Source organism: Blastococcus xanthinilyticus (assembly GCF_008124835.1).
GTDB classification, from domain to species: domain Bacteria; phylum Actinomycetota; class Actinomycetes; order Mycobacteriales; family Geodermatophilaceae; genus Blastococcus; species Blastococcus xanthinilyticus.
Genome location: NZ_VNHW01000002.1, coordinates 475,581 through 486,840, shown reverse-complemented (window position 1 = coordinate 486,840; position 11,260 = coordinate 475,581). Strand labels below are relative to the sequence as shown.

At 72.4% G+C, this 11,260-nt stretch carries 12 protein-coding genes; 9 read left to right on the top strand and 3 right to left on the bottom strand.

Annotated features, from left to right (window positions below; genetic code table 11):
* The 3 genes from BD833_RS05235 to BD833_RS05225 all read left to right on the top strand — a co-directional run.
* Positions 1–3,511 (top strand): multifunctional oxoglutarate decarboxylase/oxoglutarate dehydrogenase thiamine pyrophosphate-binding subunit/dihydrolipoyllysine-residue succinyltransferase subunit (locus BD833_RS05235; RefSeq protein ID WP_243737457.1); only part of this gene is annotated, 3,511 nt, incomplete at its 5' end.
* Positions 3,512–3,594: 83 nt separating this feature from the next.
* Complete coding sequence (locus BD833_RS05230) at positions 3,595–3,783, top strand: DUF6104 family protein (RefSeq protein WP_166532029.1); 189 nt, start codon at positions 3,595–3,597, stop codon at positions 3,781–3,783.
* Between the two features lie 307 nt (positions 3,784–4,090).
* Entirely contained in the window at positions 4,091–4,804 is a 714-nt protein-coding gene (locus BD833_RS05225) for a metal-dependent hydrolase (RefSeq protein ID WP_166532028.1), read from the top strand.
* 7 nt (positions 4,805–4,811) lie between these two features.
* Here the strand turns inward: BD833_RS05225 and BD833_RS05220 are convergent, their stop codons facing one another.
* A complete protein-coding gene (locus tag BD833_RS05220; protein ID WP_166532027.1) occupies positions 4,812–5,108 on the bottom strand; it encodes a hypothetical protein in 297 nt (98 codons plus the stop codon).
* Between the two features lie 75 nt (positions 5,109–5,183).
* On the opposite strand from BD833_RS05220, the gene BD833_RS05215 reads away from it, so the two are divergent.
* Positions 5,184–6,371, top strand: coding sequence for an RtcB family protein (locus BD833_RS05215; protein WP_166532026.1), 1,188 nt, complete (start codon positions 5,184–5,186; stop codon positions 6,369–6,371).
* A gap of 46 nt (positions 6,372–6,417) precedes the next feature.
* On the opposite strand, the gene BD833_RS05210 is transcribed toward BD833_RS05215, so the two are convergent.
* Positions 6,418–7,614 carry an NAD(P)-dependent malic enzyme gene (locus tag BD833_RS05210; RefSeq protein WP_166532025.1) on the bottom strand — a complete coding sequence of 399 codons (1,197 nt, stop codon included), beginning with the start codon at positions 7,612–7,614 and terminating at the stop codon, positions 6,418–6,420.
* Positions 7,615–7,667: 53 nt separating this feature from the next.
* On the opposite strand from BD833_RS05210, the gene BD833_RS05205 reads away from it, so the two are divergent.
* The gene (locus BD833_RS05205; protein WP_166532024.1) at positions 7,668–8,270 is read left to right on the top strand and encodes a dTDP-4-dehydrorhamnose 3,5-epimerase family protein; all 603 of its coding nucleotides are present in this window, start codon (positions 7,668–7,670) and stop codon (positions 8,268–8,270) included.
* Between the two features lie 4 nt (positions 8,271–8,274).
* Here BD833_RS05205 and BD833_RS05200 read toward each other — a convergent pair whose 3' ends face one another.
* Entirely contained in the window at positions 8,275–8,664 is a 390-nt protein-coding gene (locus tag BD833_RS05200; protein WP_243737456.1) for a S26 family signal peptidase, read from the bottom strand.
* 49 nt (positions 8,665–8,713) lie between these two features.
* Between BD833_RS05200 and sodN the strand changes: the two genes are divergently transcribed.
* The 4 genes from sodN (at position 8,714) to BD833_RS05180 (ending at position 11,239) form a co-directional block, all read left to right on the top strand.
* Entirely contained in the window at positions 8,714–9,118 is a 405-nt protein-coding gene (gene sodN / locus BD833_RS05195) for a superoxide dismutase, Ni (protein WP_113830630.1), read from the top strand.
* Between the two features lie 137 nt (positions 9,119–9,255).
* Positions 9,256–9,933, top strand: coding sequence for a phosphatidylserine decarboxylase (locus BD833_RS05190; RefSeq protein ID WP_166532022.1), 678 nt, complete (start codon positions 9,256–9,258; stop codon positions 9,931–9,933).
* Positions 9,934–9,941: 8 nt separating this feature from the next.
* A complete protein-coding gene (gene pssA / locus BD833_RS05185) occupies positions 9,942–10,769 on the top strand; it encodes a CDP-diacylglycerol--serine O-phosphatidyltransferase (RefSeq protein ID WP_166532021.1) in 828 nt (275 codons plus the stop codon).
* Between the two features lie 86 nt (positions 10,770–10,855).
* Positions 10,856–11,239, top strand: coding sequence for a GNAT family N-acetyltransferase (locus tag BD833_RS05180; RefSeq protein WP_243737455.1), 384 nt, complete (start codon positions 10,856–10,858; stop codon positions 11,237–11,239).
* The last annotated feature ends 21 nt before the right edge of the window (positions 11,240–11,260 follow it).

The window sequence follows — 11,260 nt, the reverse complement described above, 5'->3', positions numbered from 1 at the left end:
GGCCGACCCCCCCAAGGCCGACCCCCCCAAGGCCGACGCCCCCAAGGCCGACGCCCCCAAGGCCGACGCCCCCAAGGCCGACGCCCCCAAGGCCGACGCCCCCAAGGCCGACAGCCCCAAGGCCGCCGCGCCCAAGCCGCCGGGCGGCGCGGGCACGCAGTCCCCGCTGCGCGGCGCCGCCGCCGCCGTGGTCAAGAACATGAACGCCTCGCTGACCGTGCCGACGGCGACGAGCGTGCGCGCGGTCCCGGCCAAGCTGCTGGTCGACCAGCGGATCGTCATCAACAACCACCTGGCCCGCACCCGCGGCGGCAAGATCTCCTTCACGCACCTGATCGGCTACGCGCTGGTCCGGGCGCTCGACGCGTTCCCGAACATGAACAGCGCCTTCGCCGAGGTCGACGGCAAGCCGGTGCTCGTGCGCCCCGAGCACGTGAACTTCGGGCTGGCCATCGACCTGCCCAAGCCCGACGGCTCGCGCTCGCTCGTGGTGGCCTCGATCAAGGCCGCCGAGCAGATGGACTTCGCCGCCTTCTGGGCCGCCTACGAGGACATCATCCGCCGTGCCCGGAACAACAAGCTGACGATGGAGGACTTCTCCGGCACCACGATCAGCCTGACCAACCCGGGGACGATCGGCACCAACCACTCGGTGCCCCGTCTCACCGCCGGCCAGGGCGCGATCATCGGCGTGGGTGCGATGGAGTACCCCGCCGAGTTCCAGGGGATGAGCCCCGAGGTGCTCACCGAGATGGGCATCTCGAAGATCATCACGCTGACCTCGACGTACGACCACCGGATCATCCAGGGCGCGGAGTCCGGCGACTTCCTCCGGAAGCTGCACGCGCTGCTGCTCGGTGAGGACGGCTTCTACGACGACATCTTCCGCTCGCTGCGGATCCCCTACGAGCCGGTGCGCTGGATGCCGGACGCGCGGATCACCCGCGAGGGGCAGATCGACAAGGAAGCCCGGGTCATCGAGGTCATCGAGTCCTACCGGCGCAACGGCCACCTGATGGCCGACACCGACCCGCTCGAGTTCAAGGTCCGCACCCACCCCGACCTGGACATCCTCCAGCACGGCCTGACCCTGTGGGACCTCGACCGGAAGTTCCCGGTCGGCGGGTTCGCCGGCGAGCGGCTCATGGCGCTGCGGGACATCCTCGGCGTGCTGCGCAACTCGTACTGCCGCACCGTCGGCGTCGAGTACATGCACATCACCGACCCCGAGGAGCGCGAGTGGCTCCAGGAGCGGATCGAGGTCAAGCACGAGCAGCCCGACCGCGAGAAGCAGAAGCACGTGCTCGGCCGGCTCAACGCCGCCGAGGCCTTCGAGACCTTCCTGCAGACCAAGTACGTCGGCCAGAAGCGCTTCAGCCTCGAGGGCGGGGAGTCGGTCATCCCGATCCTCGACGAGGTGCTCATCGCCGGCACCGACCACGGGCTCGACGAGGTCGCCATCGGCATGGCCCACCGCGGCCGGCTCAACGTGCTGGCCAACGTGCTCGGCAAGAGCTACGCCAAGATCTTCGGCGAGTTCGAGGGCAACATCGACCCGGGCACGGTCCAGGGCTCCGGTGACGTGAAGTACCACCTCGGCGCCACCGGCAAGTTCCGCAACCCGTTCCAGTCGGACGCCGAGATCGCCGTCTCGCTGGCCAGCAACCCGAGCCACCTCGAGACGGTCAACCCGGTGCTCGAGGGCATCGTGCGCGCCAAGCAGGACATGATCGACAAGGGCGAGCAGGGCTTCACCGTCCTGCCCGTCCTGCTGCACGGCGACTCCGCGTTCGCCGGCCAGGGCGTGGTCCAGGAGACCCTGAACCTCTCCCAGCTGCGCGGCTACCGCACCGGCGGCACGGTGCACGTGGTCATCAACAACCAGGTCGGCTTCACCACCAGCCCCGGCTCGGCCCGCTCGACCCTCTACTCGACCGACGTCGCGCGGATGGTCAACGCCCCGATCTTCCACGTGAACGGCGACGACCCCGAGGCCTGCGTCCGGGTGGCCCGGCTGGCCGTGGAGTACCGGCAGACGTTCAAGAAGGACGTCGTCATCGACCTGGTCTGCTACCGCCGTCGCGGGCACAACGAGGGCGACGACCCCTCGATGACCCAGCCGCAGATGTACGACATCATCGACCGCAAGCGCTCGGTCCGGAAGCTCTACACCGAGGCGCTGGTCGGTCGCGGCGACATCACGCTCGAGGAGGCCGAGGAGGCTCTCAAGGACTACCGGGGCCAGCTGGAGCGGGCCTTCGCCGAGACCCACGACGCGCAGGACTCCTCCAAGCCCGAGCCGGTCATGGACCCGCGCACGCCGCAGGAGTCCACGGTGAAGACGGCGACCAGCCAGGAGGTCCTGAAGGCCATCGGCGACGCGCACGTCTCCTTCCCGCCGGACTTCCACCCCCACCCGAAGCTGCAGAAGATGCTCGAGAAGCGGGCCGCGATGGCCAGCGAGGGCGGCATCGACTGGGCGATGGGCGAGCTGCTGGCGTTCGGCTCGCTGCTCATGGAGGGCGTGCCCATTCGCCTGGCCGGCCAGGACTCCCGCCGCGGCACGTTCGTGCAGCGGCACTCGGTGCTCATCGACCGGGAGAACGGCTCGGAGTACACCCCGCTGGCCAACCTCACCGAGGAGCAGGCGAAGTTCTTCGTCTACGACTCGCTGCTCAGCGAGTACGCCGCGGTCGGCTTCGAGTACGGCTACTCGGTCGCCAACCCCAAGGCCCTGGTGCTCTGGGAGGCGCAGTTCGGTGACTTCGTCGACGGCGCGCAGATGGTGATCGACGAGTTCATCAGCTCCGGCGAGGCCAAGTGGGGCCAGCGGTCCGGTGTGGTCATGCTGCTGCCGCACGGCATGGAGGGGCAGGGACCCGACCACTCCAGCGGTCGCATCGAGCGGTTCCTGCAGCTGTCGGCGGAGAACAACATGACCGTCGCCAACTGCACGACTCCCGGCAACTACTTCCACCTGCTCCGCCGCCAGGCGCTCTCGGACGTGCACCGGCCGCTGATCGTTTTCACGCCGAAGTCCCTGCTGCGGGCCAAGGCGGCGGTCAGCCCGGTCAGCGACTTCACCGACGAGGCGTTCCGCCCGGTGCTGCCCGACACCGGTGTGGGCGGCGAGCCGCTGGACGCCTCGGCGGTCCGGCGGGTGCTGCTGTGCAGCGGAAAGGTCGCCTACGACCTCATGGCGCAGCGGGAGTCCGACGGCCGCGCCGACACCGCGGTGGTCCGCGTCGAGCAGCTGTACCCGCTGCCGGCCGAGCAGATCCGGGCGGAGCTGGAGCGCTACCCGAACGCCTCGGACGTCGTGTGGGTGCAGGAGGAGCCGGCGAACATGGGTGCCTGGCAGTTCATGGCGGTCAACCTGCCGGAGGAGCTGCCCGAGGGCCGCGCGCTCCGGCGGGTCAGCCGGCGGGCGTCGGCCAGCCCGGCGGTCGGCTCGGCCAAGGTGCACGAGGTCGAGCAGCGCAAGCTCGTGGCCGAGGCCTTCGCCCGCTGAGCCCCGCCCGCTGATCCGGTAGCCACCCCGCGACGCCCGGCCCCCGAACACCTCGGAGGGCCGGGCGTCGTAGGTTCTGCGGCATGTACTTCACCGACCGGGGTCTCGAGGAGCTGGCCGGACGACGCGGCGAGGAGCAGGTCACCCTCGCCTGGCTGGCCGACCAGATGCAGGCGTTCGTCGACCAGCACCCCGACTTCGAGGTGCCGGTCGAACGGCTGGCCACCTGGCTCGCCCGCGGCGGCGCCGACCCGGACGAGGACCTCGACTGAGCACTTCGCGATCCTCCGGACCGCACCGCGGTGACATCGCGATCCTCCGGATCGCACCGCGGTGACATCGCGATCCTCCGGATCGCACCGCGGTGACATCGCGATCCTCCGGATCGCACCGCGGCCAGGTGCCGTCCCCCGGCTGCGCCAAGCCCTCCGGCGGATCCCAGCGAGGACCCTCCGGGCCCATCCCTGGGCTCCGCTGGTGCGGACCTTGTGCCGTCCCCTGCTCGGCTGAGCGCTTCCGCGCAAGCCCCTCCCGGTGCGCCTACCGGGCGCGCCACCGCCGAGAAGGCACGCTCGGTAGGTGCTCGGTCACTCACACGCGCTCTCCGGACTCGCTGCGGGCGCCGCGACCCTGCCCTGGGCGCCCGTCACGGGGCCGGTCGCCCAGGGCGCGTGGATCGCCGCCGTCGGCGGCTTCGCGATGCTGCCCGACCTCGACCACCGCAACTCCACGGTGTCGGACATGTGGGGCCCGGTCACCGACGTGCCCGCGGGCGCGATCGGCGCGCTGTCCGGCGGCCACCGCTGGGGCACGCACGACGCGGTGCTCGCCCCCCTGGCCTTCGGCGCACTGGCGGTGGCGGCGTCCGGGGCCTTCTGGTCCAGCCTGCTGCTGCTCGCGCTGGCCATCGGGCTGGCGCTGCGCGCCCTGCACTTCGTCATCCCCGGCAGCACCGAGACCACCATCCTGGGCAACCTGCTGCTGTCCTGGGGCGGCGCCTGGCTGCTGCTGGACTCCATGGGCAGCCCGGCGTGGCTGCCCTGGGCGGTCGCCGCCGGGGTGCTCACGCACATCCTCGGCGACGCCCTCACCACCGCCGGCGTCCCGGTGCCGTTGCTGTGGCTGGTCAAGCGGAAGCGGATCGCCCTCTCCCCCATCCGCACTGGCGCCACGATCGAGAAGGTGGCCCTCGTGCCGCTGTTCGTGGTGGCCACGGTCGCGTTCGCCTACCTCAACACCGACCTGCGCACGGCGGTCGACCCGCTGGTCGACCGGCTGCTCAGCTCCGGCTGAGCCCGGGTCAGGGGCGGGGGTTGCTCCGGGTCCAGCCGCGCTCGTCCCGGCGGGCGCCCTGGCCGGCCCGGCAGCGCCGGCACACCGCCTGCACGCCCTCCGCGTGCCGCCCCGACTCCGGCTGCGCGTCGGGCCAGCCGACGTGCGGGAAGCAGGTGAGCCGCGACCGGCTCAGCGACAGCCCGCACACCGTCTCGTTGCGGCCGCGTTCCCACGCGTGCACCTCCCCCGCGGGGTACCGGATGCCGTCGTCGGGGTCCACCCACTGGCCGGTGGCCGCGACGGCCGCGCTGCTCGCTCCCATTCGCCACCAGTACCCGCGGCCCCCGTCCGCGGCAAACCGTTCGCCGGACCGGCCCGGAACCCGCAGACTCGCGGCGTGGAAAGACTGTCCGACAAGCTCCTGAACTGGGCGAGCATCCTCGACGACGAGACCCGCCGGCAGGCCGAGCGCACCGCCACCCTCGACATCGTCGACCCGCACGTGGCCCTCATGCCCGACGCACACCTGGGCAAGGGCGCCACCGTGGGGTCGGTGCTGCCCACCCGGGCGGCGATCATCCCGGCGGCCGTGGGGGTGGACATCGGCTGCGGCATGATCGCCGTCCGGACGCCCTGGACGGCCGACGAGGTCCGCTCCCGCGGCTCCCTGGCACCGCTGCGTGGGGACATCGAGCGGAACGTGCCGCTGTCGGCCGGGAAGTACAACAAGGAGCTGACCGGGACCGCCCGCCGCCGAGTCGGCGAGCTGGAGGCCAAGGCCGAGGAGCTCGGTGACCGGGTGCTCCACTCGGTCACGACGACGGCGCCGAACTGGGCGATGCAGCTGGGCAGCCTCGGCTCGGGAAACCACTTCATCGAGGTCACGGCCGACGAGCAGGACCGCGTCTGGCTGTTCCTCCACTCCGGCAGCCGCGGAGTGGGCAACAGGATCGCCCAGAAGCACATCGCGATCGCGCAGGAGCGGGCCCGCCGCGACGGCCTCGACCTGCCCGACCGTGACCTCGCCTGGCTGGACGAGGGGACGCCGGAGTTCGACCGGTACATCGCCGAGCTGCGGTGGGCGCAGCACTTCGCGCTGCTCAACCGTGAGGAGATGATGGACCGGGTCGCCGACTGCCTGGCCCGGCACATGCGGGCCGACGAGACGCCGGAGCTCGAGCGGACCAACTGCCACCACAACTTCACCCAGCGCGAGAAGCACTTCGGCGTGGAGCTGTGGGTGTCCCGCAAGGGCGCCATCCAGGCGCGGAAGGGGCAGGCGGGCCTGATCCCGGGCTCGATGGGAACGGCGAGCTACGTGGTCGCCGGGCTCGGCAACGCCGACTCGCTCGAGTCCTCGCCGCACGGGGCGGGACGGGTCTTCTCCCGGACCCGGGCGCGGAAGACCTTCTCCCGCGCGCAGCTGGAGGAGTCGATGCGGGGCATCGAGTGGCGGCACAGCGACGCTTTCCTCGACGAGATCCCCGCGGCGTACAAGGACGTCGACCAGGTGATGGCCGACGCCGCGGACCTCGTGGAGATCCGGCACACGCTCCGTCAGCTGGTGAACGTGAAGGGCGACTGAGCAGCGCCCGGCCCCGGCCGTCGGACCGGGCGCCGGGCGCCCCCGGTCAGCGGGTGATGCCCTGCTCCCGGGCGCAGGCGGCGACGGCCTCGGCGACCGCGGTGGCCACCCGGCGGTCCAGCGGACTGGGCACGATGTGGTCGGGCCGCAGGTCGTCAACGACGACGTCGGCGATCGCCGTGGCGGCTGCCAGCTTCATCTCCTCGGTGATGCCGGTGGCGCCCGCGTCGATCGCCCCCCGGAAGACACCGGGGAAGGCCAGCACGTTGTTGATCTGGTTGGGCAGGTCGCTGCGGCCGGTCGCGACGACGGCGGCGTACCTCGCGGCCATCTCCGGGTCGACCTCGGGAATCGGGTTGGCGAGGGAGAAGACGATGCCGTTCGGGGCCATCGAGGCGATCGCCGCCTCGGGCACCGACCCCCCGGAGACGCCGACGTAGACGTCGGCACCCGCCAGCGCCCCGACCATGGAGCCGGCGAACCCCGACGCGTTGGTGTTCTCCACCAGCCACTGCTTGGTGCCGGTCAGCGCCTCCCGCCCCGCGTGCAAGATGCCCCGGGAGTCGGCGACGGCGATGTCGCCCACACCCGCCTCCAGCAGGATCTTGGTGCAGGCCACCCCCGCCGCACCGGCGCCGGAGACGACGACGCGCAGGTCCGCGACGTCCCGGCCGACCACGCGCGCGGCGTTCCGCAGCGCGGCGAGCACGACGATCGCCGTCCCGTGCTGGTCGTCGTGCATCACCGGGATGTCGAGCCGGTCGCGCAGCCGCTCCTCGATCTCGAAGCAGCGCGGGGCGCTGATGTCCTCGAGGTTGATGCCGCCGAAGGAGGGCGCGATGGCGGCCACCGTCTCGACGATCTCGTCCACGTCAGTGGTCGCGAGGACGATCGGCACGGCCGAGAGGCCGGCGAACTCGCTGAACAGGCAGGCCTTGCCCTCCATGACCGGCAGCGACGCGGTCGGCCCGATGTTCCCGAGGCCGAGCACCGCGGTGCCGTCGGAGACGACGGCCACGACCCGCGGCGCCCAGGTGAACCGGCGGGCCAGCTCGGGCTCGGCGGCGATAGCGCTGGACACCCGGGCGACGCCGGGGGTGTAGGTCAGGGCGAGGTCGGCGACCGAGCCGATCGGGCGGGTGGCGGCGACCGAGAGCTTGCCGCCCTCGTGCACGGCGAAGGCCGGGTCGTCGGCGAAACGGTCGGAGCTGAGGTGCTGCCCGGGCCCGGCATTTCCGCTCATGGGCACAGCAGCGTAACCGGGGGTCGGGGGCCCGTTGTCGCTACGGTCAGCACGTGGAGATCCGTGAACTCGCCGTGCCCGACAGCTACGTGCTCGACCTGGTGCCGCACGGCGACACGCGGGGGCGTTTCACCGAGTGGTACCGCGCCGACGTGCTGTCCCAGGGTGTGGGACACGCTCTCCCGCTCGCGCAGGCCAACCACAGCGTCTCCGCCCGGGGCGTGCTGCGCGGCGTGCACTTCGCGCTGGTGCCCCCGGGGCAGGCCAAGTACGTGTACTGCCCGGCCGGCCGGGTGCTCGACGTCGTCGTCGACGTGCGGGTCGGCTCGCCGACGTTCGGGACCCACGAGGCGGTGCTGCTCGACAGCGCGCAGCCGCGCGCGGTCTACCTGGCCGAGGGCCTCGGGCACGCCTTCGTCTCGCTCGCCGACGCCAGCTCGGTGACCTACCTGGTCTCCTCCGGCTACGACCCGGCGCGGGAGTTCGGCGTCCACCCGCTGGACCCCGAGCTCGACCTCCCCTGGCCCGCGGACGTCGAGCTCGAGCTGTCGGCGAAGGACCGGACGGCCCCCTCGCTCATGGAGGCGCGCGAGCAGGGGCTGCTGCCCACCATGGCCGCGTGCGCCACCCGCTACGCGGAGCTGGACGGCGCCTGAGCCGCTACTCCGCGAGCAGGTCCGGCGGGGGCGGGGCGGGCAGCCGCCCCGGGCGCGGCCACAGCCGGCCGACCACCCGGCCCACGACGACGGCGGGGCCGAACGCGCGGCTGTCGTCGGAGCCGAATGGGTTGTCGCCCTCCACCCAGTGGCCCTCCGGAACCGCGTGGCGCACCCGCTTGACCACCAGCAGCTCGGGCCGGCGGGGGAAGCGGGCGACGACGACCTCACCGGGTGCCGCCGTGCCCGTTGGCACCCGGCGGACCAGCAGCCGGTCCCCGGGCCGCACGGTCGGCGACATGGAGGGGCCGGTCACCCGGACCTGCACCCAGGCGCGCGGCAACGCCCCCACCGGGCCGGATGCGCGTTCGTCCACGCTGTCGCCGTCGATCACCGCGAGTAGGGTCGCAGACGACACCACCCCACGACATCGGAGGCATCCCATGCGTCTGTTCCGCATGTTCTCCGCCGTGGAGGCCACCGCGCACTGCGACCTCCCCTGCGGCGTGTACGACCCGGCCCAGGCCCGCATCGAGGCCGAGTCGGTCAAGGCCATCCAGGAGAAGTACCAGGCCAGTGACGACGAGGTCTTCAAGATGCGCGCCGTCCTGATCAAGGAGGCCCGGGCCGACCTGGTCAAGCACCACCTGTGGGTGCTGTGGACCGACTACTTCAAGCCCCCGCACTTCGAGAAGTACCCGCACCTGCACGAGCTGTTCAACAAGGCCACCAAGCAGGCCGGCGCGGCCGGCGGCAAGGGCAGCATGGACCCCGCCGAGGGCCAGAAGCTGCTCGACTACATCGCCGAGATCGACAAGATCTTCTGGGAGACCAAGGCAGCCGCCTGAGCGAGGTCCTCGCGACGATGCCGGGCCACCCCACGGGTGGCCCGGCATCGTCGTGTCCGGAGCGGCCGACGGTCTGGAGCCGCCACGCCCGCCACACCCGGGAACGGCGACCACCCTCCCGGTACCGTCTGAGGACGATGCGCATCGACCCCGCCGGCTGGCCCTTCGTCACCGGACCGCTGGCTCCGGCCGCCCTGCTCGCCGCGGGAGCCCGGGCCACCGGCCGCCGTTGGCCACGCCTGGCCGCCTGGCCCCTGCTGGCCCTGTCCGCATACATGGCGCTGTTCTTCCGCGACCCCGACCGGCAGTGCGACAGCACCCCGCCCGGCCCCGACGACGTCCTCTCCCCCGCCGACGGCGTGGTCATGGTCGCCGGCGAGCCGCAGCCCGGCGTCGCCCCGGACGGCGACTGGCAGCAGGTGAGCGTCTTCCTGTCCGTGGTGGACGTGCACGTCAACCGGGCCCCGTACCGCGGGGAGGTCGTGGAGAGCTCCTACCGCAAGGGCAGCTTCCTCGCGGCCTACCGCAAGGAGTCGGCGCACCGGAACGAGCGCAGCGAGATCCGGCTGCACGACACCACCGGCCCCGCGCCGCGCACCGTCGTGTTCCGCCAGATCGTCGGGGTGCTGGCCCGCCGGATCGTCACCCGCACCGGCCCGGGCCAGTCGCTGGCCACCGGGGAACGGATGGGACTGATGAAGTTCGGCTCGCGCATGGACGTCTTCGTGCCGCCCGAGTGCACCATCACCGTGACCAAGGGCCAGCGCGTGCGGGGCGGCGAGACCGTCATCGCCCGCTGGCCCGCGGCCGGCTGAGGCGCGGCATGCCCAGCTCCGCGTCCGGCCAGCGCCCACCCCAGACCCGCCGCACGGCCACCGTCGAGTTCGTCCGCGGATCGGTGCGGGGCAGCCGCCGCCGCGCCCTGGCGACGCTGCCCAGCCTGTTCACCCTGGCCAACATGCTCTGCGGCTTCGCCGCGATCCTGGTGTCGATCCGCGGGCAGTACACCCTCGCCGCCGTGCTGATCGGGCTGTCGGTGCTCTTCGACATCACCGACGGCGCCGTCGCCCGACTGGTCGGTGCGGTGACCCCGTTCGGGCTGCAGTTCGACTCGCTGGCCGACCTCGTCTCCTTCGGCCTGGCCCCGGCGCTGCTGGCGTTCACGCTCTTCTCCGAGGGGCGCGACGAGTGGGATCCCCTCGGCTGGGTGGTCTGCTTCCTCTGGGTGGCCTGCGCGGCGATCCGGCTCGCCCGCTTCAACACCACGATCGACCCCACGGCGGACAAGCGGTACTTCATCGGCATGCCGAGCCCGGGCGCGGCCGGCGTCGTCCTGGCCTCGGTGTTCGCCTTCGGCGACCACATGGAGGGCCGGGACCGGCTCTGGGTGCTGCTGGTGGTGGCACTGCCGGCGGTGCTGATGGTGACGAACGTCCGCTTCCGGTCGTTCCGGTCGCTGGTCAGCCCGAAGAGCGGCCGCCCCTACGGCCTCGTGGCGGCGGCGATCCTGCTGGTCGTCGGCTTCGCGATCATCCCCGTCGTGACCGGCTGCGTCCTCGCCTACGGCTACCTGCTCGCACCGGTCCTCGTGCCGGTGTTCGCCCCGCTGGGCCGGCTCGTGCCCGCCCGGCTCAGGGAGGTGCTCTCCTGAGCGTCCGCCCGGTCCGCCCCGCGGACGTCCCCGCCGTCGTCGGGCTCGTCCGCGAGCTCGCCGACTACGAGCAGGCCCTGCACGAGGTGCGGCTCACCGAGGACCAGCTCGCCGGCTGCCTGTTCGGCGACTCCCCCGCGCTGTTCGGCCACGTCGCCGAGCGCGACGGCCAGGTGGTCGGCGTCGCCCTGTGGTTCCTCAACTTCTCCACCTGGCGCGGCACGCACGGCATCTACCTCGAGGACCTCTACGTCCAGCCGCAGCACCGCGGCACCGGTCTGGGCCGGGAGCTGCTGCGCACGCTGGCGCAGGTCTGCGTGGAGCGGGGCTACTCCCGGCTGGAGTGGTCGGTGCTCGACTGGAACACGCCGTCGATCGAGTTCTACCGCGCGGCCGGCGCCGTCCCCATGGACGAGTGGACGGTCTTCCGGCTCACCGACGACGCGCTGACCGGCTTCGCCGCGGGCTGACCGGCCCGCGCGCCGCTCCGG

Excerpts from the sequence above, each read along its gene's own strand:
- BD833_RS05230 (WP_166532029.1), top strand. The coding sequence starts at position 3,595 with ATGTACTTCACCGACCGGGGTCTCGAGGAGCTGGCCGGACGACGCGGC.
- BD833_RS05220 (WP_166532027.1), bottom strand. The coding sequence starts at position 5,108 with ATGGGAGCGAGCAGCGCGGCCGTCGCGGCCACCGGCCAGTGGGTGGAC.
- BD833_RS05210 (WP_166532025.1), bottom strand. The coding sequence starts at position 7,614 with ATGAGCGGAAATGCCGGGCCCGGGCAGCACCTCAGCTCCGACCGTTTC.
- sodN (WP_113830630.1), top strand. The coding sequence starts at position 8,714 with ATGCGTCTGTTCCGCATGTTCTCCGCCGTGGAGGCCACCGCGCACTGC.
- BD833_RS05190 (WP_166532022.1), top strand. The coding sequence starts at position 9,256 with ATGCGCATCGACCCCGCCGGCTGGCCCTTCGTCACCGGACCGCTGGCT.
- pssA (WP_166532021.1), top strand. The coding sequence starts at position 9,942 with ATGCCCAGCTCCGCGTCCGGCCAGCGCCCACCCCAGACCCGCCGCACG.